The sequence below is a fragment of the Citrobacter sp. Cb080 genome (assembly GCF_030334745.1).
Taxonomy (GTDB): Bacteria; Pseudomonadota; Gammaproteobacteria; order Enterobacterales; family Enterobacteriaceae; genus Citrobacter; species Citrobacter braakii.
In genome coordinates this window covers 136,577-161,130 of sequence record NZ_JAOWDG010000081.1, presented here as the reverse complement: position 1 = coordinate 161,130, position 24,554 = coordinate 136,577, and the positions used below count along the sequence as shown (strand labels likewise).

Genomic DNA, 24,554 nt, shown 5'->3' with positions numbered 1-24,554 from the left:
TGATCTTGACCCTCCATCTCCGAACAGCTTTTGTATCTTAAGTTAACGATGTCCGCTGCCGCCGGTATTCCCTCGGGGAGTGATATCCCAGCGCGCTGTGCGGGTGGTTTTCATTGTAATGCGTGAACGCTACTGCAAGGTTTCGCAGTGCTGTTCTCACATCCGGTTTTGGCATGAACGCGATATAGTCTTCTTTCATCGTTTTCACGAACCGTTCGGCCATGCCATTACTCTGCGGGCTGCTCACCGCTGTTGTGCAGGGCTCCAGATTCAGCTCTCTCGCGAACCTCCGCGTTTCATACGCGGTATACGCTGAACCGTTATCCGTCAGCCACTGCACCGCTGTGTCGGGCAACCTGTCGCCGAAGCGCTTTTCCACCGACCTCAGCATCACATCCTGCACGGTCGAACTGTCATAGCCTCCCGTGCTTGCTGCCCAGTCTATGGCCTCACGGTCGCAGCAGTCCAGCGCGAACGTTACCCGCAGTTTTTCGCCGTTGTCGCAGCCGAACTCGAAGCCATCTGAACACCAGCGCATATCGCTTTCTGCCACCGCTATCTTGCCCTTATGTTCACGCTTCGGTCGCTCTGGTTTGTGATGCAACAACAACAGGTTATGCTCACGCATTATCCTGTAAAGCCGTTTGGCATTCACAGGTAGCTGTCCCTCTGTGCGACGTTGCTTGCGCAGGATGCCCCACACGCGTCGATAACCATAACTCGGCATATCGCTGATAATGTTGAGGATAGCCGACAGTATTTCTGCGTCTGCTTCTTCATTACGCCGGTTACAGCGCCTGTCCTGCCAGTCGGCAGAACGGTTAATCCGCAGTGACAGTTGCGCACGCGACACGCCCATGGTCCGGCAGACCATGGCTATTCCCCGTCCTTTGGCAACAAGGGCGCGTGCGCTATCCATTTTCGCGACTGACCGTACTCCACGGCTTCTTTCAGGATCTCAACTTCCATCGTCTTCTTGCCCAGAAGGCGCTGAAGCTCCCGGACCTGCTTCAGAGCAGCAGTAAGCTCAGAAGCAGGAACGACTTCCTCTCCAGCCGCAACGGCGGTGAGGCTGCCTTCCTGATATTGCTTCTTCCACTTAAACAGCAGGCTGGGCTGGATACCATGCAGGCGGGCGACATGGGAGACATTCATACCCGGCTCCATCGTCTGCTGGATAATGGCGATCTTCTCCTGAGGAGTTTTACGTTTACGGACTTCTTGCCCTAACAGGATCCCGGTCATCTCAAAATTGGCGTTAGTGTTAGACATATATTCAAGCCTATCTCTTATCTGGAGATACAGCTACTGTCCGGTGTTTCAGGGGGCTACATCAGTTTCTCGCGAGTCGGACCTTGAAAGTAGATACTACCTATATGGCAACTACGCGGTTGAGCGAGCACAAAACGAATTGTTTCCCAGACTGAGCGTCCATTTAATAAACGTTCCCCCATTCTGGATTGACTATCAACAAACGTATCTAACCCTGTAAGTTCGAAATCCGGTGGATACAACCCGGTCACACGTATATTTTCTTCGGACAACTGGTGTGACAGTTTAGTTGTGAATCCGCTCAGCCCGTGTTTGCTGGCAAAAAAAGCGGGATGCGCAATTGAATCCGTAAAATTCGGAATCCCACATGAAGATATTATTGAGACGACATCCGCGCTTTCTGAACGTCTTAACCCAGGCAACAATGCATGAGTCAGTAAAATCGCACCTGTCAGGCCTGAACTGACGGTATTGATAATTTCTGCGTCTGGTTGATCGTCTAACGTTCCTGACAGCCACTGGGCGGCATTAAGGATTAAAATGTCGATGGGCTTGTCTGAAGTTAACAACTGTGAAGAAAACTGCGAAAGGGATTCAGGCTGGGTTAAATCACAGATATATCCTTTTGCAATCCCGCCTTCAGACGCGATGATACTGCAAGTTTTTTGAATATCATCAGCACGCCGCGCGCAAAAATCCACCTCGACGCCTTCTCGCGCCAGCCACACGCACAGCGCCTGACCAAATCCTCCACCTCCACCCGTAATTACAGCTCTTTTACCTCTTAGCATCTTCATCCATCCTTTTCTTTATGACTATGTGTGGATATAGATATACATGAGGAGGTGGATTGGCATCTTTCAATTAGTGCCATTTTTACATGAGGAATAGGGATAGAGGACTTGCAAAGCCAGTATTTGGCGCGGAGCGGACTGAGCGTTAGGTTATTATATTCTCTGCAAGGATATGTATGCGCTATACACCAATTTTAATTGTGCTATTTAGTCAGTAAATTTGTTTAGAATACCATTCCTCTTCTGTTTATAAAGACAAGGAGAGGGATGTGCTAATCATTTAGATATCAGTAGCCTGCAGCCCTGTTGGCTTCTTTGATGCGATTGTTTCTTGCGTCTTTATCGTGTTGGTCTTTTGCCTGCATTATCCCACTTGCAGCATCCACCCAATCATTTGCGGTACAACCTGACAATACAATACTCAACATTAATGCAAACGCATACTTCATTTTAACTCCATCATTCATTATTGTATAAATAGCGTCTGTGTAATGCTCAATGTATTTGACGCTAATGCGGTTAATTTAACAAATAATCATATCTCAGGCAAGGTGAGGATTTCGAACCCGTACATGTAATGGGTAATTCATAATGATTAGTTGAAATAATTGAAGGTGCAGGGTAGAAATAACACTGCATAAAAAACGACATATCGTATTGCGTGGATTATTAAACAGCGAATTAATTAGCCTCTGTGACAGAGGTTATCTTTACGCGTCAACGCATAGCTGCGCCACTCCCGGCGATTGTCATTCGTCGGGAGCTATCTTTATTTATCGAACCTGTAGTGCTTCGAGTTCAGAACACCGGCAAACCCAGCCCTTGCTTTACTTCTTTTAATGTCTGCTGTGTGACCTCGTGCGCCTCTTCGCTTCCTTTTTTGAGCATCGCCATCAGCATACCTTTATCCTGGATGTAGGTTGCCCGCCGCTCGCGCATCGGGGCGATAAGCTCCTGCAAGCACATCTCCAGCTCGTTTTTGCATGTCCGGTCACCCAGCCCGCCGCGCTGATAATGTGCTTTCATCTCCGCCACTTTCGCTTTATCCGGATGAAAAGCATCGAGGTAAGTAAATACCATATTGCCGTCAATCTGCCCCGGATCGGACACTTTTAGATGATTGGGATCGGTGTACATTGCGCTGACCGCATGATGAATGGCCTCTTCGCTGGCGGACAGGAGTAGAGTGTTGCCGAGCGATTTTGACATTTTGGCATTACCGTCGATCCCTGGAAGACGGCTGGTCTCACTCAGTAGCGCTTTACAATGCGACAAGACAGAGGTCGGTAACAGACTATTCATCTTATGCACGATCTCATTGGTCTGTTCGATCATGGGCAACTGATCGTCGCCGACGGGAACCACCTCGGCTTTGAAGGCGGTAATATCTGCCGCCTGGCTGATGGGATAAACCAGAAAGCCAACCGGTAACGAGCGGGCAAATCCTTTCTGCGCAATTTCGTTTTTGACCGTAGGATTTCGCTCCACGCGAGCCACGGTAACAATGTTCATATAAAGCGCGGTCAGCTCAGCGAGGGCGGGCAGGGCCGACTGCAGACAAATGGTGGTGAGTGACGGGTCGATTCCTGCGGCGAGGTAATCAGCCAGCACTTCGGGAATATTGTTGCGGATCTTTTGTGGTGTGCTGCCGTTATCGGTTAGCCCTTGCAGATCAGCAACCAATATAAACTGCTGATAATTATGTTGCAGCGTGGCGCGCTGGCGCAGAGAGCCAACATAGTGGCCGAGATGCAGCGGGCCAGTGGGACGATCGCCAGTGAGGATGATAGTTTTGTTGTTCATGTAAGACTCCTTAATCAAAAAACCGAAAGGGGTCTTTAAATGCAAATAACCGCCTTTCGGCGGTTATTTAAAATGGGGAAAACACATTCTGACCGCCTTTAAGAAGGCAGCCACCACAGGTTGTGATTAAACGCGGTGATATTGTGTTTTGTGTTCATCCAGTCAACATATCACCGCCTGGCTCAGAGGTAAAGCAATGCGCGGCGTACTGGCGTATCTTAGCTCGCTTCCAGCATGCCAAAGCTCACGATGCGCGAACGGCCTAACTCTTTCGCGCGATACAGCGCCACGTCTGCGGCGCGCAGAAGATTGTCGCTCTGGGCGTGCTGCGGATAGCTGGCAACGCCGATAGAGACATCAACGTGACCAATCTCTGAAAGTCCAAAGCGCAGCGACAGTTCGCGTACACCATTATAAATATCTGTCGCAAAGCGGTTGGCGGCCTGCTCATCCGTATTGGCCAGCAACACCAGAAACTCTTCACCGCCGTAACGGAAGGCCATGCCGCTGTCATGGACAACGCGCTGAATAGTGGTGGCGATACTTTTTATCACGCTATCGCCCGCCTCATGGCCAAAGCGGTCGTTAATATTTTTGAAATGATCGATATCGATCATCAGGCAACTGATTGGCTCTTTGTTACGCACTGCCTGGCTCATCTGGGTGCGCAGCGTATCTTCCAGATGATGACGGTTGCGCAGGCCGGTTAGCGGGTCGTAGAGTGCTTTCTCCAGCAGCGCATCACGCAGGCGCTGGTTGGCTAACGCCAGACCGAGTGCTTCCGCCATCAGTTCCAGATACGCGCGAGAGGGAGCGGAATCATTGCTGAGGTTCTGGAATGAGAGCAGGCCGATGGCTTCACCCTGGGCAATCAGTGGCACGCATAGGGTATGCTGCTGGCATGATTCCGGTAGATGGTAGCAGGCGATATCGGGTTCGCCTTGCACCGGTGGATGGCTCTGACCGCGGCGCACTGCCCAGCATTCGTCCGGGTGGAAAGCATCCGCTTTGCCCTGCGGTGAAAGCCATTGCGCAACGCAGCGCATTTGCCAGGGCTCTCGATCCAGTATGTAAAGCCGCCCGGCAATACCGGGAGCAACATTCGGCGCAAACAGCTCTGCCACATTAATGACATCGGCAAAATTCTCGCAGCCTTGCAAACGTTGAGTCATACGTGCGAGCAGCTCGCGGATTGCCCAGTCGGCGTCTCGTTCTTTCTCCAGTCGCTGACGTGCCAGACCGTTCTCGCGAAAAATGCGGATCGCCTGTGCCATATCGCCGATTTCATCGATCTGATTAAAGCTGGGTGTCTCAACGGCGTAATCCTGCGACGCCAGACGGTTAACCACATCGCTCAAACGCACCACGGGACGCAGTACGCGGCGTTTTAAAATAAAACCGAGAACGAACAAAAATAACAGCGCCGTCAGCCCGACCATCACTTCCGAAGCCGTACGTAGCGTGCGCGATGTCTGAGTGGCATCTTCAATGGTGTTGCGTACGCGGCTGTCGAGTAACTGACGGAAATGATCTATCCGGTCCTGGGCTCGCTCCAGTTCCTGTTCATAGGATTTGCCATACAGCAGGGCGATGGCCTGCGACTCTTCTCCGCGCGCGACGCTGGCAAGCGCCGCAGCTTGCTCATCCTGCAGGGCATCAACAATCTGCAGCCCTTCATGCAATAGCGCCAGCTCTTCATCCGTCGCCCCAATATCTTTTAGTTTCGACAGCCGCTGTTCAACGGCTTTCAGCGACGCTTCTTTCTGGCGGTAGGCGTTAAGCGCTTCCGGGTCTTTTGCAATAACATATTCGCGTGCCAGATCTGACAGCGACCAGGCATCGAGCTCGACTTCTTCGGTCAGTTGATCGAATTGATAACGTTGCTCCACCACCTGGCGTTCGGTGTTATCGGCGCTGGAGGCCATCAACATGACAACGCCGGAGGCAATGGTCAGACACACCGTCGCGCTGTAGGCCCAGTTGGTGATTGTGGCAATTCGCACTGATTAGTTCCTTCTGCGACGATTAATGAATAAGCATGATTGAAATTATAGGAAACGTATGATTTTGCGTGAAAATAAAAAAGGCGGTCTCAGGACCGCCTTCTGTTATCGTCCTGCCATCATAAATCTGGAGGATTTTTTCCTTCTTCCATAAAGGCTTCGTCGATTCCTTCCACGTTACCTTCATGATCGCGCCCGGAAAACAGGTTCCAGCAGGTAATGAACAGTGCGGCAATCAGGGGGCCAATCACAAAGCCGTTAATGCCGTAGATCTCCATTCCGCCGAGAGTGGAAATCAGAATCAGATAATCCGGCATTTTGGTGTCTTTACCCACCAGTAGCGGGCGCAGGATATTGTCCACCAGCCCGACGATAATCACGAAGAAGCCAACGATAAACAGCCCTTGCCACAGCTGGTGCGTGGCGAAGAGGAAGATTGCCGCAGGTACCCAGACGATCGCTGAGCCGACCGCGGGCACGAGGGAGAGAAACGCCATCAGCGCGCCCCACAGGACGCTGCCGTCGATGTCGACAATTGCAAACGCGATGCCGCCAAGAATACCCTGAACCAACGCCACGACCGCTGTACCCTTGACCGTTGCCCGCGTCACGCCGACGAATTTGGCAAACAGGTGCTGTTTGGCAAAATCAGAAAGCGGTAATGAGTCCAGAATCTGGCGCACCAGGTACGGCCCGTCCTTCAGTAAGAAAAACAGCAGATACAGCATGATGCCAAAGCTAATAGCAAAGCCGAATGTCCCTTTACCAATCAGGAACGCGCTGCCGGCGAGGTACTGTCCACCCTGCAGTACAACGTCGGACAGTTTTTTCTGGATCTGCGCGACGTTATCCAGATTATGTTCTGCGAGGAATCCTCTGGCCCAGTCAGGAAGATACGAAATAATGGCGGTGACCACTTCCGGGAACTGAGTGTCGTTTTGTTGTAATTTGGCATACACCACGTTCAGCTCAATAGCCAACGAGGAGAAGATCACCATCAGTGGGATAAAAACAATCAGACAGATGATGCCGATGGTGAGCAGTGACGCCAGCCCGTTACGTTCGCCAAGCGCGCTGCGCAGTCTGTTTTTCACCGGGTTAAAGATGGTGGTTAAGATTGCGGCCCACAAAATGGCAGAGAAATAGGGAGACAACACATCGAAGAACGCCCAGGTCACGAGGGCAAGTATGAAAATGAAGAAACCTTTAGTCAGTCCGTTAAATCGCATTAGTGAACCCTGTAATGAGAAGCAGTCCCGACTATAGAACCGTTCAGGGGAATTACCAACTTTCGCTGCGCATATTTACTTAAATTGGTTAACCTGTTTTTCGTAGGGAGCCTGCGACAGATAAATAACGTACGCTATGATTTATTAGTGAAACAGTCATACTTTTCTTCCCGAAAAAGGGCGTCAAAAAAAGAGGGGGCGTTATGAACACTCAACCTGTCATCGGGATTAGTGGATGTTTAACCGGCTCAGCCGTGCGATTTGACGGCGGGCATAAACGGATGGGATTTGTGATGGACGAGCTGGCTCAGTGGGTGACTTTTAAACCTGTCTGTCCGGAGATGTCCATCGGTTTGCCTGTACCACGCCCCGCGTTGCGTTTGGTTCAAACCGCCCAGGGGAATATCCGCATGTGTTTTAGCCATGCGCCTGGTGAGGATGTAACCGATAAAATGTCCGATTTCACCGCTTCATATATCAATGGGCTTGGCGGTCTGTCGGGTTTTATCGTCTGTGCTAAATCACCGAGCTGCGGAATGGAGAGAGTGAGGCTGTATGACGAAAAGGGAAATCGCGGGCGAAAAGAGGGAACCGGTCTGTTTACCGGCACCTTAATGGAAACATACCCATGGTTGCCGGTCGAAGAAGATGGCCGCTTGCACGATCCGGTGCTGAGGGAGAATTTTGTTGAGCGAGTGTTTGCGTTACATGAGCTTAATATGCTGCGAGCCTCTGGTCTTACTCGCCACGGTTTACTCAACTTCCACAGTCGCTATAAGCTCCAGCTTTTGGCTCATCACCAGGCGGGTTACCGGGATATTGGCCCTTTTGTCGCCTCGCTCCATCAGTGGGATGATTTGGACGCTTTTTTCGTGGTATATCGCGAAAAGCTAATGGCGATCCTCAAAAAGCCCGCCTCACGGAAAAATCATACCAACGTACTGATGCATATTCAGGGCTACTTCCGCGATCGGTTGAACATCCGCCAGCGCGGAGAGTTGCGTGACGTTATCCTCAACTATAGCGGCGGACTGCTGCCAATATTGGCGCCACTGACTCTGCTCAAGCACTACCTTGCTGAATACCCAGACAGCTATTTACTTACCCAGAACTATTTTGATCCTTATCCGAAGGATTTAGCCCTACGGTTAATGATTAATTAGCCTGATAGCGAGTAAATCAGGGGCAAAAATATCCGTTGTTCGCGAAGGTTATCCCTGCTGTTTTCTGATGCGTTTAAGCAGGGATAACTTTCACGGTGTGTAATCGATGATAAAAATGCGGCCCTGCACCCACGGGCAAATGTGACGGCCGCGATTTAACCGTTTCTGATTTCTTCATCGATACAAGGCTGAGGTTTGCCAAACAGATATCCTTGCGCGAAATCGCAGCCCAGAGCCTGAAGTCTTGTCAGTTGCTCCTGCGTTTCAACACCTTCTGCAACAGCCTTCATATTGAGAGATTTCGCCATGCCCGTGATCAGTTTGATGATAGTCAGGGCGTCTTCCTGCGTAGATATCGAATGCACAAAGGACTTGTCTATTTTGATTTTATCGAAGGCAAGTCTGCTGAGGCGCGAAAGAGAAGAGTATCCGGTACCAAAATCATCGATGGAGATTTTTACCCCCATGGCCCGGAGCTTATTAAGCGTATTTATCGGCGTAGCACTCTCGGTAAAGAGAGAGGATTCAGTCACTTCCAGTTCGAGGCGGTCAGGTGGAAGTCCAGTTTCTTTCAGAATGGTTAACACGATTCCTGCAAAGGCCTTGCTGCTTAGCTGGACAGGGGAGACATTGACTGAAATTTTAGCCGGAACCGCCCAACCCGCGGCTTCCCTGCAGGCAATTTCCAGTACCGCTTTCCCCATCTCATTAATCATCCCTGTTTTTTCAGCAACAGGAATAAAGCTATCCGGCGACAGGAGGCCCTTGAGAGGATGGACCCAACGAATTAGCGCCTCATAGCTGTATATTTTCTGACTGAAAGAATCGACAATAGGCTGGTAATACACCACGAACTCTTTGTTCACTATTGCTAATGCCATATCATGCTCAAGCGTTCTGCTTTCCTGCAATTTTTCTAACATTCGTTGCCGGAAGACTTTTATTTTGCCAGAGCCTTCATTTTTGGCTTCATAAAGGGCCAGATCGGCAAATTTATAAAGATAGTCGGAGCGGCGCTCATTTTCTGAGATAACAATGCCAACACAGGTGGTTATGTTGATAATTGTGTTGTAAATAGTGTAGGGCTGGCTGATAAACTCACATATTTTCTGGGCTCGCGAAACGGCCCGACTTTCTGTCAGGCCACTTGAGAGAAACGCAAACTCATCCCCGCCTAAGCGATACAGCGTATCCGACGTAAGGCTTGTCGAAATCAGACGATCGGATATCTGGCGCAGTAACATATCACCGGCATCATGACCATACGTATCATTGACCTCTTTGAATCGATCTAAATCAAACAACATCACCGTCACAGCATCGTTATTTTTCTCTGCCATTTCGATTGTTTTATTTAAATCGCTCCAGAATAGCTGGCGGTTATTCATCTCGGTGAGCGAGTCATGGTAGACGTCATATTCCAGTTTGGCATTCTGAATTTGTAGCTTTTCCTTCGATTTCTGCAGTTCTTCGGCAAGACTCTTGACCTGAAGGTGCGCCCGCAGAATATTTCTGTTTTGATAAAAAATGAGCACGCCCAGAATCGCACTCAGTATTATTAGCAGTACAGATGTCGTTGAGTAAATATAGTACAGCGTTTGAATTTTTTGGTTGGCGTTATTAATCGAGTTTACATCTTTGTTTAATGCGCCGGATGAAAGACGCCCAAGTTGTGCATCCAGGGTATGCATTTTTTTCAGATACGCCTGGAGTGCTGGACGGTTCATTTTCTCGAGATTATCATCCAGATAACTAAGGGTATTTTCAAGTGTTACCGCTAGCTCACGGTGGGCAATGTTGCTTTCTATGTAGCGCCCCAAATCACCTTCTTTTATCAAATCACTCTGGCTGAGCATAATGTCGAGACGCATGCGTACATCATCAAGATTCATCGTATCATCGATAGTGTAAAGACCAAGCAACGATTCAAATCGGTAATATTGTGATACCAACTGAGCGGCAGACCAGGAATCGGTGTAGTGAGTCAGTTTCTGTAGCTCTTGTTGCCTTTCATGCACGAGGAAAGAGATATATCCGGTCGATATAAAAAGAAAAAAGATGATGCCAGCCAGTATTCTGTTCATGATGTTCCTCTGAACGCTTACTCAATATCCATACTACTGACCTGCCATGCAGACCTTGAATAATAAATCTGATTATTTAGTTCCGGCATGCTGTCATAGGGGTACACAATGAATAATGGGCCCTTATCACGGATGCGCATATATTTTCCGTTGATTTTTAAAGCAAGGATGGCATTGTATTTTTTGAAATCACTGAGAGGGATAACGGTGGTGTAGTCATTAAGCGCAGTAACCTTTACAACGGAGCCGCTCGCTCCAACATAATCCATGAGTTTTTGTAGTGGAATACCCGTAAAGGTCGTACGTCCATTATACCAGGGGGAGGTGGTCTGAAAACTTACCATGCCCAGCTTCTCAAGGCTGGCGGTATCAAAAACCGCTTTCCCGTCTTCATTTGTATTTTCAATATTACCGGATAACGTTAAAAGAACTTTACCGGTGGGCCTGGAAAGTTCACCCGCCCAAAGCTGGGTGGAGAGCACAACGCTTACCAACATGACTATTAACCGCATTCTAACCTCACCAATCAGCCGGATGTAAAAGAATTATAATTTAGATATCACGCTATTTATATATTCCGCCTGTCTATTATTGATGATGTGAAGTTGTTTGTATTTTAATTCATTTAAATCAATGTGTTGCCATGCTTAATGGTTATGAATATTTATTAAATCAGGCGAAGTCTGTTATTAACGGACGGTGATTTTTGTTGTGTCTGTACAAAAAACACCACACTCTGTGGTTGTTAAAAAATCACACGATCATAAAGGTTTATTTTTTGTGCAGCGACAGGGAATCGTTGTTTTATCGGCGGGTAACCTTGTTGAATAAATCGAACTTTTGCCTATTCCCGGGATTAGATTACACAGGCGTAGCAGACGTTCAAAAATAGTCAATTATCAGGAATTCAAAATATGCAAAATCACCTACGGGATCGTCAGCAACTTAATGAACTTATCAATGGCTGGATACACCGAGATTGGGGGAATATGCCGCGCTGGCTTGCTGCATGAGCCAGGCGGATAAACCTTGCTGAGCGCCGCATAACCTGGTTTATTCGCCAGCCTGAGCCGACTGGCGGGCATACAGATACGCGGTCGCTCTGGAGACGCCCAGATGCTGCGCCACAGTGTCCATAGATTTTCGTACGTTCAGCAAACCGTCTTTGCGTAATTGTTGAATCAGTCGTTTACGGTCTTCAGGTTTCAGGGCGCGGGCCGTCGTTGCGCATTTAGCGGCAAAGTCATCGATACGCTGGCGGATGACTTCGTTACTGCCGGGATCGATATGTTCCTTAATGGGAGAGTCAGCGGTTTCAGTAAAACGCGCAAGAGCACTCTGCATGCCACGAAACAGCGTCATATCCACGTTCAGACAGAGTGCTGCTACGTATTTGCCTTCATCATCCTTGATGCCGATGGAGGTACTTTTCACCGGGCGGCCATCGGCAAACTGGTTGCTGTAGTTGGCAATAATGCTGGGAAATTCAGGCGATGCGATTCGCGCCAGACCCAGTTCTGTTGCCGGTTGACCGGGTTCTCGCCCGGACAGGTTATTATGGATGGATAAAATGGCATGTTCAGGATTTTTGAGATCGTGAACCACCACTTCGCAAAACGGAGAAAAGGTCTCGCTCAAGCCCCTGGCGATAGTGTCAATTTGGCTGAGAAGTGAGTTGTTATCGGTTTTTGGCATGCCAGTCTCCTGCGGTGATGCCTGTTGCCATGATTGCGGGCAGTTTACAGTGAGCAGGGTTCGCTTTTCCAGACGCGAGTGTTCAGACGGTAATAAGGTATCCGCATGGCAGATACCTTCTTGATTACCCGGCAAGGAATTCACTGTAGCGGCTGATATCCACGTTCCCACCGCTGATGATAATGCCGATTTTTTTGCCGCGAAGTTCAGCTTTGCGCGCTCTGGCGGCGGCAAAACCCAGACAGCCAGTCGGCTCCACGACAATTTTCATTCGCTCAGCGATAAATTTCATCGAGGCGACTAATTCATCGTCTGAGACAGTCAGAATATCGTGCACATTTCGCTGGATAATCGGAAACGTAATATTCCCGAGATGTTGGGTCTGAGCACCGTCAGCAATGGTTTTCGGCGTATCGATATGAACAATCTTTCCGCTGCGAAACGATTGTTGACCATCGTTTCCTGCCTCCGGCTCGACACCATAGATGATGCAGTCAGGTGACAGATGTCTGGCTGCCAGTGAGGAGCCCGAAAGCAGGCCGCCACCGCCCAGACACACGAAAAGAACGTCTAGCTGACCCACTTCTTCAATCAGCTCTTTTGTGGCGGTACCCTGGCCCGCAATCACGTGCGGATGGTCGTATGGCGGGATCAGCGTCAATCCTTGTTTCTCTGCCAGCTCCCGCCCGATTTTTTCACGATCTTCAGTATAGCGATCGTAAATCACCACATTTCCACCATAGCCTTTTGTGGCTGCAACTTTAGCCGCCGGGGCATCATGCGGCATGATAATCGTCGCCGGGATCCCCAACAATTTTGCCGACAGGGCAATGGCCTGCGCATGGTTGCCGGACGAAAAGGTGACGACGCCCGCAGCGCGTTGTTCTGGCGTGAACTGGCGTAACGCATTCATGGCTCCGCGAAATTTAAACGCGCCCATTCTCTGGAAGTTTTCGCACTTGAAGAAAACTTCAGCACCAAATTCGTCATTAACCGTTCGGGAGGTCATCACCGGCGTTTTGTTGGCATAGTCGGCGATGCGCTCTGCCGCGGCGGCAACATCGTTATAATCAGGCAGTGTCATTTCAGTCATTGTTGTTCACCTGTATGTCGTTAAACGTCATGCTTGTGGGGCCAGGGCTATAGCTTCAACTTCCAGCGCGAAACCATAATGAAGTTCTGCAACGCCCGCTACCGCGCGGGAGGGCCGGAAATCACCGATCCACTCCCCATAGATTTTGTTAAACGTTGGCCATTGGTTGATATCTGTCACATAGACGCGTACTGACACCAGGTGCTGTCGAGAAATCCCAGCGCCAGCCAGGCAGGCATCAATATTCTGCAGTACCAGCCGCGTCTGCTCTTCAAAAGAGGCATCCGTTTTTTTTTCGCCATCACTTGTGACCGGCAACTGACCAGAAATGAAGACGAATCCGCCAGCCGTTGTACTGTGTGAGTAATGACCTGCAGGCGGAAAACCTCCTGCAGATGAGTTCAATGTAATGTCCACGGACATAAGTGAATCTCCTGTAGTTATTGATAATCCATTTTGTATAAAATAATACTGTTTGTATTATTTTATACGCTTTCATACCGCGTTCGGCTAGTGATAGTTTTCACAGGTGATGATTTTGTGAACTATGGCAAACGTGACCCACGTTATATAGCTATCCAGGTGCAGTGAAAGAGGGGGAACGCTTTTGATGAGGGTAAAGCAGGGGAGTGAAGAAGCGCCCCGGGGCGGGGCGTTAAAGCCAAAAATTAGCCGATATGGCCGTGGTTAATCTTACTTAACGGTTCATTGATATCGAAGATTTTGCACGTCACGTCATCTACACCCAGGTGCTTCAGGCGGGCCGTGTGTTTTTTGATATAGGCCAGAGCGCTGTCTTCATCCTGAAACAGGTAGATGCCACCCGCTTCGTGGTTTGCTGCGTTCTCGGTCCAGATTTTCCAGATGAAACCCGGTTCCTGGTTGATGGATTCTGCCAGTTCAACAAGCTGATGTGACATCTCAGCGCCAAACGGACCAGGAAAATCAAAGTGTATCTGCACGAGTTTGTTTGCCATAAATCCTCCATGGATTGGTTAATTCGGGTAAGGCTGCTAGCGTAACAGCACTTTACCCGTCAGATAAGTTACTGCTTGTCCACCAATATAAACACGCGTTCCTGTCAGCTGGCAGCGTAAATCGCCGCCGCGTTCAGAGACCTGGCGCGCCAGCATCTGCGTTTTATTCAGTTTTGCAGCCCAGTAAGGAATCAGCATGCTATGCGTCGAACCGGTAACCGGGTCTTCCGCGACCGCTTCACCCGGGCAGAAGAAACGGCTGACGAAATCGTATTCCCCGTCACCCGGCGCGGTGATACATACCATTTTCCCGAGGGGAATCATGGCGTGGATATTCGTGCGCACAGCCTCAACCTGCTGTTGATTCTCCATCACGACCATGTAATCGCGCGCGACGCGCACTTCTTTATATTCGGTGATACCCAATGTTTCCAGCAGTAAGGCGGGCGGTTCGGCAGGTTCGCTTTGCCAGGCAGGAAAATCAAGCGTCAGCCAATCACCGCTGCGCGTGACCGTCAGTGGACCCACAAAACGGGTGGAAAAATGGATGGTCGCTTCCGGGAAATCCAGATGTTCAAAGATGACATGTGCGGCGGCAAGCGTGGCATGCCCACACAGATTAATTTCGCCTTGCGTGGTAAACCAACGCAGCTCGAAGCCATTCTCATTGGCGACAAAAAAAGCGGTTTCCGACTGGTTATGCTGCTGCGACATTTTTAATAATATTTCATCGGGCAACCAGTCATCGAGCGGGCATACTGCTGCGGCATTACCGCCAAACGTCGTAGTGGTAAAGGCATCTACCATGTAGAAATCGATTTGTTGCACGGTGTAACCCTCTCATCGCACTCAGGATATCCCACACTCTATCATGCAATGATTGTCATTGGTTAAGCGCCCTGATTCGCCTGCGTGGTAAAAATTCGCTATCATCCGTTTCCACACTTCATCCTGGCCGCTCATGTCTACGATCCTCGATACCTTTATTGCCCCGCCTTGTCATGAGGAGATAGCGATCCTCTATCAGGACGAGCATCTGGTGCTTATCAATAAACCCACCGGACTGCTTAGCTTGTCGGGGAAAAACCCGCAGAATTTCGATTCGGTACATCACCGGCTGGTACAGATTTACCCCGGCTGTACGCTGGTACATCGGCTTGATTTTGGGACGTCAGGGCTGATGGTGATTGCCCGTAACAAGGCTATCAACGCCGCGCTTTGCCAGCAGTTCAGTCAGCGCGCGGTAAGCAAGGTGTATAGTGCGTTGTTGTGCGGGCATCTGAAAAACGATGAAGGCGTTATAGACGCAGCGATTGCCAAGGACCCGGCGCTGTTTCCACGGATGTCGATTTGCGCCATTAACGGTAAACCCGCGCGCTCGCGCTATCAGGTTATTGAGCGTTTTCATCATCGCCAGCAAGATGGGGAGTTACTCGCTTTGACGCGGGTACGGCTGACACCTGAAACCGGGCGTACCCACCAGTTGCGGATCCACTGTCAGCAGTTGGGGCATCCCATTTTGGGGTGCGATTTATATGGTGGGCGTCTGCTGCCAGGCACCGAACGGACGTCGAGACTGATGCTGCATGCCAGTGAACTGCATTTCAGGCATCCGGTCAGTCAGGAATGGATGACGGCCCAAAACGCCAGCCCGTTTTGAGGATATAAAAAAGCCGCCAGATGGCGGCTATTTGGGGATTATCGTGCAGCGCGTTGTAAAATAACCGCTGACGGCTGGCGCTGCAGAAAACGCATCCGCAGCATCATCAACACGGCCGCAGAGGTCAGGCCGATAATAAAGCCCATCCAGAATCCTGCCGGTCCCATCCGGTCAACCACCAGATCGGTCAGCGCCAGAATATAGCCGCTCGGCAGACCCAGTACCCAGTATGCCGTAAAGGTAATAAAGAAAATGGAACGCGTATCTTTATAACCACGTAGGATACCGCTGCCAATAACCTGGATAGAGTCCGATATTTGATACACCGCGGCCAGTAACATGAGCTGCGCTGCCAGAGCGACAACTTCCGGGTTATTGTTGTAGAGCAGGGCAATGTGCTCACGGAATGTTACGGTGAAAATCGCCGTCACAACCGCCATGCAGACGCCGACGCCCAGACCTGTTCTGGCTGCGGTTTGCGCATCCAGCGTGGAACCCTGGCCCAGACGATAACCGACTCGAATGGTGACGGCTGCAGCCAGAGACATCGGCAGGACGAACATTAACGAGCTGAAGTTGAGCGCGATCTGGTGTCCGGCCACGTCGACAATCCCCAGCGGGGAAACCAGTAGCGCCACCACAGCAAACAGCGTCACTTCGAAAAATAACGCCAGCGCGATAGGTAAACCCAGCTGTACCAGGCGCTTCATTACGGCGGTGTCCGGTTTCTGGAAACCACGCTCATTACGGATATCACGCATCGAGCGTGCGCGTTTAACGTATGACAGCATGGCGATAAACATCACCCAGTAAACCGCCGCTGTTGCCACGCCGCAGCCCACGCCGCCAAGCTCCGGCATGCCAAAATGCCCATAAATGAAAACATAGTTAACAGGAATGTTCACCAGCAGGCCGAGAAATCCCATCACCATCGCCGGTTTGGTTTTGGCCAGACCTTCACACTGGTTACGGGCTACCTGGAAGAACAAATACCCCGGCGCGCCCCACAGCAACGCGCGCAGGTAGCCGACGGCTTTATCTGCCAGCGCCGGGTCGATGTTATGCATGGAGCGAATAATGTATCCCGCGTTCCAGAGCACGATCATAATCAGAATGGAGACGCTGCCCGCCAGCCAGAAACCCTGGCGTATTTGATGGGCTATACGATCGCGGCGCCCGGAACCATTGAGTTGCGCAATCACTGGCGTCAAGGCCAGCAGCAGTCCGTGACCAAACAAAATGGCCGGCAACCAAATAGATGTGCCAATGGCGACGGCCGCCATGTCCGTGGCGCTGTATCCGCCCGCCATGACGGTATCAACGAATCCCATTGCGGTTTGAGCGATTTGCGCAAGAATCACCGGAATTGCCAGAGCTAATAACTGACGCGCTTCACTTACATACTTTTGTACGTGTACACCACTATATTGTTGTTATTTGAGAGACTAAAAAAGCCGCCTTATATGGCAGCAAGGAGAAAAAGCAGGGGAAATTTCAGTCTATTGTAGCGAGGAATACGTAATTCTCCAGTGAAAAAACAGGCAGTAGCGGCGCATTGCTGGCAACCTGAATTTCCACCTGCTATTGTGCTGTGCAGAGATGTCTTAATTCAGTTCAGGAGTTAGAAGTATGTTTACGGGTATTGTGCAGGGCACCGCGAAATTGGTGTCCATTGATGAAAAACCAAATTTTCGTACGCATGTTGTGGAGTTACCTGAATATATGTTGGATGCGCTGGAGACCGGCGCATCGGTTGCCCACAATGGGTGCTGCCTGACGGTAACCGAAATCAACGGTAACCAGATAAGCTTTGATCTGATGAAAGAAACGCTGCGTATCACCAATCTGGGTGACCTGAAGGTTGGGGATTTGGTCAACGTTGAGCGTGCGGCAAAATTCAGTGATGAAATTGGCGGACATTTAATGTCGGGCCATATTATGACGACCGCCGAAGTGTCGAAAATTCTGACCTCGGAGAACAACCGCCAGGTGTGGTTTAAAGTTCAGGATCCGTCGCTGATGAAATACATCTTGTACAAAGGATTTATCGGAATTGATGGCATCAGTCTGACGGTCGGTGAGGTGACACCGACGCGTTTCTGTGTGCATTTGATCCCGGAAACGCTGGAACGTACGACGCTGGGTAAGAAAAAGTTAGGCGCGCGGGTCAATATCGAAATCGATCCTCAAACCCAGGCGGTGGTTGATACCGTTGAGCGCGTACTGGCGGCGCGTGAAAGCGCCATCAGTAACGTAACGGGTGAGGCGGGAGCCTAAGCCTGAAGGTAAAACCCCCGTTGGCACGGGGGTGATAACGATTAGCGGGGAACGCGTAGGCCGTGTTCAACGCCGCGGGAAAATACCACCTGCCACAGCTGGATGTCGCGAGCACGAAACGCACCGGCGCAGGCGTTCAGGTAATAGCTGAACATCCGTTTAAAGCGTTCGGTATAGTTATCGGCGATTTCAGGCCAGGATCTTATGAAACGCTCGTGCCAGGCCATCAACGTTGTATCGTAATCCGCGCCAAAATTATGCCAGTCTTCCATCACAAAATGCGGCTCGCTGGCGTTGGCAATCTGGCGAACTGACGGTAAACAGCCGTTCGGGAAGATATATTTATTGATCCACGGATCAACGTTATTGTCGGTCTTTTTGGAACCGATGCTATGCAGCAAAAAGAGACCATCGGGTTTTAAATTACGATCAACCACTTCAAAATAAGTCGCGTAGTTCTTCGGCCCCACATGCTCAAACATGCCGACGGAGACAATGCGATCAAATTTGTCGTTCAGGTCGCGATAATCCTGCAGCAAAATTGTGACATCCAGCCCCGCACAACGCGCCTGCGCCATTTTCTGCTGTTCTGCCGAAACGGTCACGCCCACCACGCTAACGCCATATTGTGACGCCATAAACTGGGATAAGCCGCCCCAGCCGCAGCCAATATCGAGCACCCGCATGCCTGGCTTCAACTGCAGTTTTTCGGCAATCATTTTTAGCTTCGCCTGTTGGGCAGATTCCAGGGTATCGGCATCTTTCCAGTAGGCGCAGGAATACTGCATATAAGGGTCCAGCATGCGGGTAAAGAGATCGTTGCCCAAATCGTAGTGTTCTTTGCCGACGACCCACGCACGTTTTTTGGTCTGTAAATTGAACAGGCGAGCCGTGGCGATACGTAGCGTGTCTTTAAAGTGGCGGGGGAGTTGGTTTTCAAGACCGGCGCGCAGGACTTTACAAAAAAACATGTCCAGCCGGTCGCATTCCCACCAGCCATCCATATAACTTTCGCCCAACCCTAACGATCCTTCCTGCAGTACGCGTTTGAAAAAATCGGGGTTCGTTACGCGAATATCTGCCGGTGCCGGACCATTAATGGTAATACCTGCACGGCTTAATAATTCATTGGTGATGCGGTACCAGTCATCATCCGGTACGCTGACGTCTTCTATACACGATGAACTCATAGCTTCTCCATCACTGGTCGGTGATCAGAACCTTAAAATAGCGTAGACGCTTTTTTGGGCTTTGTGAGAACTCTCACGGAATTAATCCGCGAATCTATAATCCGACGTAGAACAGAGGAAGGGAGGAACCCTTGCCGAAAAGACCATCCATGGGAAAACGGGAACGTTCTTGTCCCCGTTAACACATAACAATTATCGTTTTTTTAACAACCGGAAATCAGTATAGGCCTGAATTTTTGACGATTCAACCAATAAATATTAGCAGGCTAATCAATTATCAAAGGTGATTACTAGTGAGACTCACCGTGGGCAATTTGCGCCCGATCATCTGTGTGCGGGGCGTTAGCCTTCTGCGACTGCATTTTGTAACCCGCGGCCGCCAGCAGCACCGTTGTCAGCATCACGCTGGTGGTGGTGAGCAGCGGGGTGGCGATCAACCAGGAAACCACAAGGCTTGCCAGGAAGCATAAACCCAGTTGCAGTGTGTTCTGCAATGCCGCTGCGCGTCCCGTAGCTTGTGGGAAAGGACGTAACGCCTGAGCCACAACAATTGGGTAGATTGCTCCATTGGCAATCGCCATAACGCAGAATGGGATGAGGATTTCAGCCAGCGCAACATGGTGAACAAAGCCGGTTGCCCAGGTGGCCACTACGCTAAAGGCATACAGAATGAGTAACCAGGGCAGCAACTGACGGCCCTGCCATTTTTGCAGCGCAGCGCGGCAGCCGTAACCACCAATTAAGAAAGCGATGGTTTGTGGAACATAGCTCAGGCCAATCACCGCCGGACTGTAGCCCATTTCGCTGAGGATGAACGGGGAACCTGTCAGCCACGCGAAGAAGCTCGCGGAGCAGGCGGCATAAATCAGCACGTTTCCGCGGTAAACTTTTGAGCGCAACAGGGTAGCGAAAGTCAGTTTATCCTGGCTGTCGTCGCGTGCTTTAGCTGTTGGTTTTAAGCGCAGAGCCGGAAGCATCAGGATCAGGGTAATGGCAAACAGGGTGGCGAAAATGGCCTGCCAGGAAAAATGTACGAGGATCCAACTGCCTAATAACGGCGCTAATGCCGGGGATAACCCGACCAATGGCATAATGGTGGCAAAGATGCGGTTTACTTTTTGTGAAGGATAATAATCGGTGACCAGCGCCTGCCAGATAACCGATGCCGCACAAACGCCAACGGCCTGAACAAAGCGCAGTACCAGCAGACCGGTGGCATTTTCAACCCACAGCATGCCCAAACTGCCCAGCGCGAAGATGGATAAACCCAGTAGCAAAACAGGCTTGCGACCATAATGGTCAGAGAGCGGCCCCCACAGAAGTTGCGCGACGGCAAAACCCGCTAAGAATAAGCTAAGGCTGGCGCTGACGGCAGATGCAGGCGTCTGCAGATCGGACTGAATTGCGGCAAAGGCGGGCAGATACATATCCGTTGCCAGAAAGCCGAGTACGCTAAGACCCGCCAGCCAGACTAAAAATCCTTTCCCAGGTTGCATCATCATTTCTCTTTTTTTAGCAGTAGTACAATGCCGCTGAGTGTAGTGAGTGTAATTCTTGCTGTGAAACGCTAATATTTGCTTACTGATTTCAAATTTTTTGTAGGCAGAACATGTGGTCGGAATATTCACTTGAAGTTGTGGATGCGGTTGCGCGTAACGGTAGCTTTAGTTCGGCCGCGCAGGAGTTGCACCGCGTACCCTCGGCGGTAAGCTACACCGTGCGTCAACTGGAAGAGTGGCTGGCGGTGCCGCTTTTTGAGCGACGCCATCGGGACGTGGAATTGACGCCTGCCGGTGCATGGTTTCTCAAGGAAGGCCGCTCTGTTATCAAAAAAATGCAGATCACCCGCCAGCAATGTCAGCAAATTGCCAATGGCTGGCGCGGGCAGTTGGCGATCGCGGTAGATAACATTGTCCGCCCGGATCGTACCCGACAGATGATCGTGGATTTCTATCGTCATTTTGATGATGTGGAACTGCTGGTTTTCCAGGAGGTGTTTAACGGTGTCTGGGATGCGCTGTCCGATGGGCGCGTTGAGCTGGCAATCGGCGCCACGCAGGCGATTCCGGTGGGGGGGCGCTATACCTTCCGCGACATGGGAATGCTGAGCTGGAGCTGCGTGGTGGCAAGCCATCATCCGTTGGCGTCAATGCCCGGACCGCTAAGCGACGACACGTTGCGCAACTGGCCGTCGCTGGTGCGTGAAGACACGTCGCGGACGCTTCCTAAGCGTATTACCTGGCTGCTGGATAACCAAAAGCGCGTCGTGGTGCCTGACTGGGAATCTTCTGCGACCTGTTTATCGGCAGGTTTGTGCGTGGGTATGGTACCGACGCATTTTGCCAAACCGTGGATCGATAGCGGCAAATGGGTCGCGCTACAGCTGGAGAATCCATTTCCTGATGCCGCATGCTGCCTGACATGGCAACAGAACGATACGTCGCCGGCATTGAGCTGGCTGCTGGACTATTTAGGGGATAGTGAAACGCTGAATAAGGAATGGTTGCGGGAGCCCGATGAGGCTCCCGCACAACAGTCTTAACGACGGTAATCGCGGAACGGGCCGTCGGCAACGGAGCGGCGTTCTACCAGGCGCGGATGAACCTCGATAGACTGCGACTCTTCACGTTTATTCACGATACGGTCTAACAGCATGTTGAAGGCCGTTTCCCCCAGTGAATCTTTAGGCTGGTGAATGGTCGTCAGAGCCGGCGTGAAGAAGCGGGCATTGCGCACGTTGTCGTAACCGATGAGCGAAACATCCTGCGGTACGCGCAGTCCCATCTCGTCAGCGGCGCACAGCGCACCCATCGCCATGATATCGCCACCGCAGAAGACGGCGGTCGGACGATGCGACTGTGACAGAATTTGCTGCATGGCGCGATAGCCCGATTCAGGCTCAAAATCGCCCTGCACAATCCAGTTTTCAGGAACTTTAATCAGCGCTTCTTCCATCGCTTTCATAAAGCCTGCCAGACGCCCGGCTCCGGTATTACGCTCCATTGGGCCTGGGATCACGCCAATCTCACGATGACCGCGTTCTACCAGATACCGACCCGCCATGTAACCGCCTTCGAAGGCGTTATCAATGACCGTATCGGTAAAGTCGGCTTTAGCTTCGCCCCAGTCCATGACGACCATCGGAATATGGCGGTACTCTTCGAGCATCGAAAGCAGCGACTCCGGATACTCTGAACACATCACCAGCAGACCATCAACGCGCTTTTGCGCCATCATTGACAGATAAGCCTGCTGTTTTTCGAGGCTGTTCCATGCGTTACCCAGAATCAGGGTATAGCCTTTCTGGAAACAGTTTTTCTCAACGGCTTCGATAATTTCAGCGAAATAGGCCGCTTCGCTGCTGGTGGCCAGCAAGCCAATAGACTTGGTGTGATTCACCTTCAGGCTGCGCGCCACGGCGCTCGGAGAATAGTGCAGCTCTTTGATCGCCGCCCAGACAGCATTACGCGTTTCTTCCGCGACAAAGCGCGTCTTGTTAATTACGTGTGATACGGTTGTAGTGGAAACGTTTGCTCGCTTCGCTACATCTTTAATTGTTGCCATTACATCTCACTCCAGACCATATCCTAAGCTCCTGAGAATACTCCAGGTAAACGTTTGCCTTAACACACCCTTAGCGCAACGTAAGGGTTGCGGCACGCCGGGAAAACGACACGGAACGTCAGGAAGGGGTCAATGGCCGGTACGCTAATCAAGTAAGCGTGGAATTTTGTCTGATCTTAACGAAAAGGGGAAGAGTTAAAAGCAGTTATCAATATAAATCGTGAGAGATTTTTGCTTTCAAGTGTGTAAAAATGCGCAATATCACTTTTTGTGTGGGAATAAAAAGGAGAAAACTTGATGAGCACCGATCTGAAATTTTCGTTAGTGACTACCATTATTGTTCTGGGTTTGATCGTCGCGGGTGGCCTGACCGCAGCGCTGCATTGATTTCCCCCGAGGGAGTTCGCTCTCCCTCATCCTTTCCGCTTGCCTTTCCCGTCGATTGTTTGCGAATAAGCAAAAGTCTTTTGCAATTTTGTTAACTTTATTAATTTTGCGATCAATGTCATGCTTTTGACTCTTATTTTATGTCGCGCTCCGGCTCGACGTTACGGAGTCGAAATATGAAACTCAATTATCCTTTACTGGCGCTGGCGATCGGCGCATTTGGCATTGGCACCACTGAATTTTCGCCAATGGGATTATTGCCCGTCATTGCCAAAGGTGTGGATGTCTCGATTCCCGCGGCCGGAATGTTAATCAGCGCGTATGCGGTTGGGGTGATGGTGGGTGCTCCGCTGATGACATTACTGCTGTCCCATCGTGCGCGACGTAATGCGTTGATATTCCTGATGGCGATTTTCACGCTGGGCAACGTGCTTTCGGCTATCTCGCCGGATTACACCACCCTGATGTTATCGCGTATTTTGACCAGTCTGAACCATGGGGCATTTTTTGGTCTTGGCTCCGTTGTCGCTGCAAGCGTAGTACCCAAACATAAGCAGGCCAGCGCCGTGGCAACCATGTTTATGGGGTTGACCATTGCCAATATTGGCGGCGTTCCTGCGGCGACCTGGCTTGGTGAAACCATCGGCTGGCGTATGTCGTTTATGGCAACGGCGGGTCTGGGCGTCATCGCCATGGTCAGCCTGTTCTTCTCATTACCCAAAGGTGGGGCGGGAGAGCGCCCGGATGTCCGTAGCGAACTGGCGGTACTTATGCGTCCGCAGGTGCTGTCGGCGTTGCTGACGACCGTTCTGGGAGCCGGGGCGATGTTCACGCTTTATACCTATATCTCACCAGTGTTACATACGATCACCCATGCCACACCGGCGTTTGTGACCGGTATGCTGGTGCTGATTGGCGTTGGCTTCTCTATCGGTAACTATCTTGGTGGCAAACTGGCTGACCGTTCCGTCAACGGTACGCTGAAAGGCTTTTTACTGCTGCTGATGGTTATTATGCTGGCCATTCCTTTCCTGGCGCGTAATGAGCTGGGTGCGGCAGTTAGTATGGTGGTCTGGGGGGCAGCGACGTTTGCGGTCGTTCCGCCGTTGCAGATGCGCGTGATGCGCGTTGCCAGCGAAGCGCCTGGATTATCATCGTCAGTCAACATTGGCGCGTTTAATCTGGGGAATGCTCTGGGTGCCGCAGCCGGTGGGGCGGTGATTTCCGGTGGGTTGGGCTACAGCTTTGTTCCGGTGATGGGGGCAATTGTGGCGGGGCTTGCGCTGCTGCTGGTCTTTATCTCGGCGCGCAAACAGCCTGAAGAGGCGTTCACTACCGCGAATTAATGCTAAAACGCAGAAGG

23 protein-coding genes are annotated in these 24,554 nt (G+C 50.8%); 6 read left to right on the top strand and 17 right to left on the bottom strand.

The annotated features are described in order from the left end of the window. Positions 1 to 37 precede the first annotated feature (37 nt). From OGV38_RS20975 to OGV38_RS20950, 6 genes are all read right to left on the bottom strand, one after another. A protein-coding gene (locus OGV38_RS20975; protein WP_117086587.1) for an IS3 family transposase occupies positions 38 to 1,245 on the bottom strand; the annotation gives its coding sequence in 2 pieces (ribosomal slippage) (positions 38 to 924 and positions 924 to 1,245; 1,209 coding nt in all). Between the two features lie 83 nt (positions 1,246 to 1,328). Continuing rightward, positions 1,329 to 2,063, bottom strand: coding sequence for an SDR family oxidoreductase (locus tag OGV38_RS20970; protein ID WP_286474793.1), 735 nt, complete (start codon positions 2,061 to 2,063; stop codon positions 1,329 to 1,331). A 290-nt stretch (positions 2,064 to 2,353) separates the two neighbouring features. Further along, positions 2,354 to 2,533: a hypothetical protein gene (locus OGV38_RS20965; protein WP_286474790.1), complete on the bottom strand. Its 180-nt coding sequence runs from the start codon at positions 2,531 to 2,533 to the stop codon at positions 2,354 to 2,356. A gap of 331 nt (positions 2,534 to 2,864) precedes the next feature. Further along, on the bottom strand, positions 2,865 to 3,869 hold the full coding sequence (gene trpS / locus OGV38_RS20960; RefSeq protein ID WP_109017961.1) for a tryptophan--tRNA ligase: 1,005 nt from the start codon (positions 3,867 to 3,869) through the stop codon (positions 2,865 to 2,867). Between the two features lie 218 nt (positions 3,870 to 4,087). Beyond that, on the bottom strand, positions 4,088 to 5,872 hold the full coding sequence (locus tag OGV38_RS20955; protein WP_047417683.1) for a diguanylate cyclase: 1,785 nt from the start codon (positions 5,870 to 5,872) through the stop codon (positions 4,088 to 4,090). A gap of 119 nt (positions 5,873 to 5,991) precedes the next feature. Further along, on the bottom strand, positions 5,992 to 7,101 hold the full coding sequence (locus OGV38_RS20950; RefSeq protein WP_016156415.1) for an AI-2E family transporter: 1,110 nt from the start codon (positions 7,099 to 7,101) through the stop codon (positions 5,992 to 5,994). Positions 7,102 to 7,304: 203 nt separating this feature from the next. On the opposite strand from OGV38_RS20950, the gene OGV38_RS20945 reads away from it, so the two are divergent. Next, positions 7,305 to 8,264 (top strand): YbgA family protein, encoded by a 960-nt coding sequence (locus OGV38_RS20945; RefSeq protein ID WP_286474787.1) that lies wholly within the window; start codon positions 7,305 to 7,307, stop codon positions 8,262 to 8,264. A 155-nt stretch (positions 8,265 to 8,419) separates the two neighbouring features. On the opposite strand, the gene OGV38_RS20940 is transcribed toward OGV38_RS20945, so the two are convergent. From OGV38_RS20940 to OGV38_RS20910, 7 genes are all read right to left on the bottom strand, one after another. Then, positions 8,420 to 10,348 (bottom strand): putative bifunctional diguanylate cyclase/phosphodiesterase, encoded by a 1,929-nt coding sequence (locus OGV38_RS20940; RefSeq protein ID WP_153647264.1) that lies wholly within the window; start codon positions 10,346 to 10,348, stop codon positions 8,420 to 8,422. Positions 10,349 to 10,365: 17 nt separating this feature from the next. After that, a complete protein-coding gene (locus OGV38_RS20935; RefSeq protein WP_016152974.1) occupies positions 10,366 to 10,860 on the bottom strand; it encodes a putative pterin-binding protein in 495 nt (164 codons plus the stop codon). 541 nt (positions 10,861 to 11,401) lie between these two features. Then, complete coding sequence (locus tag OGV38_RS20930; RefSeq protein ID WP_016152975.1) at positions 11,402 to 12,043, bottom strand: helix-turn-helix transcriptional regulator; 642 nt, start codon at positions 12,041 to 12,043, stop codon at positions 11,402 to 11,404. A gap of 124 nt (positions 12,044 to 12,167) precedes the next feature. Beyond that, positions 12,168 to 13,136: a threo-3-hydroxy-L-aspartate ammonia-lyase gene (locus OGV38_RS20925; RefSeq protein WP_016156418.1), complete on the bottom strand. Its 969-nt coding sequence runs from the start codon at positions 13,134 to 13,136 to the stop codon at positions 12,168 to 12,170. Between the two features lie 27 nt (positions 13,137 to 13,163). Then, a complete protein-coding gene (locus OGV38_RS20920) occupies positions 13,164 to 13,559 on the bottom strand; it encodes a RidA family protein (protein ID WP_016152977.1) in 396 nt (131 codons plus the stop codon). 245 nt (positions 13,560 to 13,804) lie between these two features. Then, positions 13,805 to 14,113, bottom strand: coding sequence for a monooxygenase (locus tag OGV38_RS20915; RefSeq protein WP_019076722.1), 309 nt, complete (start codon positions 14,111 to 14,113; stop codon positions 13,805 to 13,807). A 36-nt stretch (positions 14,114 to 14,149) separates the two neighbouring features. Beyond that, on the bottom strand, positions 14,150 to 14,941 hold the full coding sequence (locus OGV38_RS20910; protein ID WP_286474783.1) for a PhzF family phenazine biosynthesis protein: 792 nt from the start codon (positions 14,939 to 14,941) through the stop codon (positions 14,150 to 14,152). A gap of 133 nt (positions 14,942 to 15,074) precedes the next feature. Here OGV38_RS20910 and OGV38_RS20905 point away from each other — a divergent pair, with 133 nt between their 5' ends. Then, entirely contained in the window at positions 15,075 to 15,773 is a 699-nt protein-coding gene (locus OGV38_RS20905) for an RluA family pseudouridine synthase (protein ID WP_269517293.1), read from the top strand. A gap of 38 nt (positions 15,774 to 15,811) precedes the next feature. Here OGV38_RS20905 and mdtK read toward each other — a convergent pair whose 3' ends face one another. After that, positions 15,812 to 17,146: a multidrug efflux MATE transporter MdtK gene (mdtK, locus tag OGV38_RS20900; protein ID WP_153647268.1), complete on the bottom strand. Its 1,335-nt coding sequence runs from the start codon at positions 17,144 to 17,146 to the stop codon at positions 15,812 to 15,814. Between the two features lie 256 nt (positions 17,147 to 17,402). Between mdtK and OGV38_RS20895 the strand changes: the two genes are divergently transcribed. Next, positions 17,403 to 18,050, top strand: a complete 648-nt coding sequence (locus OGV38_RS20895; RefSeq protein ID WP_016152982.1) for a riboflavin synthase — start codon at positions 17,403 to 17,405, stop codon at positions 18,048 to 18,050. Positions 18,051 to 18,091: 41 nt separating this feature from the next. On the opposite strand, the gene cfa is transcribed toward OGV38_RS20895, so the two are convergent. Continuing rightward, a complete protein-coding gene (gene cfa, locus OGV38_RS20890) occupies positions 18,092 to 19,240 on the bottom strand; it encodes a cyclopropane fatty acyl phospholipid synthase (RefSeq protein WP_103928183.1) in 1,149 nt (382 codons plus the stop codon). 290 nt (positions 19,241 to 19,530) lie between these two features. Beyond that, positions 19,531 to 20,736, bottom strand: a complete 1,206-nt coding sequence (gene punC, locus OGV38_RS20885; RefSeq protein ID WP_109017346.1) for a purine nucleoside transporter PunC — start codon at positions 20,734 to 20,736, stop codon at positions 19,531 to 19,533. Positions 20,737 to 20,849: 113 nt separating this feature from the next. Between punC and punR the strand changes: the two genes are divergently transcribed. Further along, positions 20,850 to 21,782, top strand: coding sequence for a DNA-binding transcriptional activator PunR (punR, locus tag OGV38_RS20880; protein WP_019076726.1), 933 nt, complete (start codon positions 20,850 to 20,852; stop codon positions 21,780 to 21,782). On the opposite strand, the gene purR is transcribed toward punR, so the two are convergent. Further along, complete coding sequence (purR, locus tag OGV38_RS20875; protein ID WP_003832757.1) at positions 21,779 to 22,804, bottom strand: HTH-type transcriptional repressor PurR; 1,026 nt, start codon at positions 22,802 to 22,804, stop codon at positions 21,779 to 21,781. The two genes, punR and purR, sit on opposite strands and share 4 nt — an antisense overlap. Before the next feature lie 297 nt (positions 22,805 to 23,101). Between purR and cydH the strand changes: the two genes are divergently transcribed. Then, positions 23,102 to 23,191: a cytochrome bd-I accessory subunit CydH gene (gene cydH, locus OGV38_RS20870; protein WP_003029209.1), complete on the top strand. Its 90-nt coding sequence runs from the start codon at positions 23,102 to 23,104 to the stop codon at positions 23,189 to 23,191. Positions 23,192 to 23,367: 176 nt separating this feature from the next. Then, the gene (locus OGV38_RS20865; protein WP_046276347.1) at positions 23,368 to 24,537 is read left to right on the top strand and encodes an MFS transporter; all 1,170 of its coding nucleotides are present in this window, start codon (positions 23,368 to 23,370) and stop codon (positions 24,535 to 24,537) included. Positions 24,538 to 24,554 lie beyond the last annotated feature (17 nt).

Bases quoted from the DNA above. Each gene is read 5' to 3' on its own strand.
- punC (WP_109017346.1), bottom strand. From the start codon at position 20,736: ATGCAACCTGGGAAAGGATTTTTAGTCTGGCTGGCGGGTCTTAGCGTA.
- trpS (WP_109017961.1), bottom strand. From the start codon at position 3,869: ATGAACAACAAAACTATCATCCTCACTGGCGATCGTCCCACTGGCCCG.
- OGV38_RS20905 (WP_269517293.1), top strand. From the start codon at position 15,075: ATGTCTACGATCCTCGATACCTTTATTGCCCCGCCTTGTCATGAGGAG.
- OGV38_RS20945 (WP_286474787.1), top strand. From the start codon at position 7,305: ATGAACACTCAACCTGTCATCGGGATTAGTGGATGTTTAACCGGCTCA.
- cydH (WP_003029209.1), top strand. From the start codon at position 23,102: ATGAGCACCGATCTGAAATTTTCGTTAGTGACTACCATTATTGTTCTG.
- cfa (WP_103928183.1), bottom strand. From the start codon at position 19,240: ATGAGTTCATCGTGTATAGAAGACGTCAGCGTACCGGATGATGACTGG.
- OGV38_RS20950 (WP_016156415.1), bottom strand. From the start codon at position 7,101: ATGCGATTTAACGGACTGACTAAAGGTTTCTTCATTTTCATACTTGCC.
- OGV38_RS20925 (WP_016156418.1), bottom strand. From the start codon at position 13,136: ATGACTGAAATGACACTGCCTGATTATAACGATGTTGCCGCCGCGGCA.
- OGV38_RS20965 (WP_286474790.1), bottom strand. From the start codon at position 2,533: ATGAATGATGGAGTTAAAATGAAGTATGCGTTTGCATTAATGTTGAGT.
- OGV38_RS20930 (WP_016152975.1), bottom strand. From the start codon at position 12,043: ATGCCAAAAACCGATAACAACTCACTTCTCAGCCAAATTGACACTATC.
- OGV38_RS20970 (WP_286474793.1), bottom strand. From the start codon at position 2,063: ATGCTAAGAGGTAAAAGAGCTGTAATTACGGGTGGAGGTGGAGGATTT.
- punR (WP_019076726.1), top strand. From the start codon at position 20,850: ATGTGGTCGGAATATTCACTTGAAGTTGTGGATGCGGTTGCGCGTAAC.
- OGV38_RS20865 (WP_046276347.1), top strand. From the start codon at position 23,368: ATGAAACTCAATTATCCTTTACTGGCGCTGGCGATCGGCGCATTTGGC.
- OGV38_RS20940 (WP_153647264.1), bottom strand. From the start codon at position 10,348: ATGAACAGAATACTGGCTGGCATCATCTTTTTTCTTTTTATATCGACC.
- OGV38_RS20895 (WP_016152982.1), top strand. From the start codon at position 17,403: ATGTTTACGGGTATTGTGCAGGGCACCGCGAAATTGGTGTCCATTGAT.
- OGV38_RS20935 (WP_016152974.1), bottom strand. From the start codon at position 10,860: ATGCGGTTAATAGTCATGTTGGTAAGCGTTGTGCTCTCCACCCAGCTT.
- OGV38_RS20915 (WP_019076722.1), bottom strand. From the start codon at position 14,113: ATGGCAAACAAACTCGTGCAGATACACTTTGATTTTCCTGGTCCGTTT.
- OGV38_RS20920 (WP_016152977.1), bottom strand. From the start codon at position 13,559: ATGTCCGTGGACATTACATTGAACTCATCTGCAGGAGGTTTTCCGCCT.
- purR (WP_003832757.1), bottom strand. From the start codon at position 22,804: ATGGCAACAATTAAAGATGTAGCGAAGCGAGCAAACGTTTCCACTACA.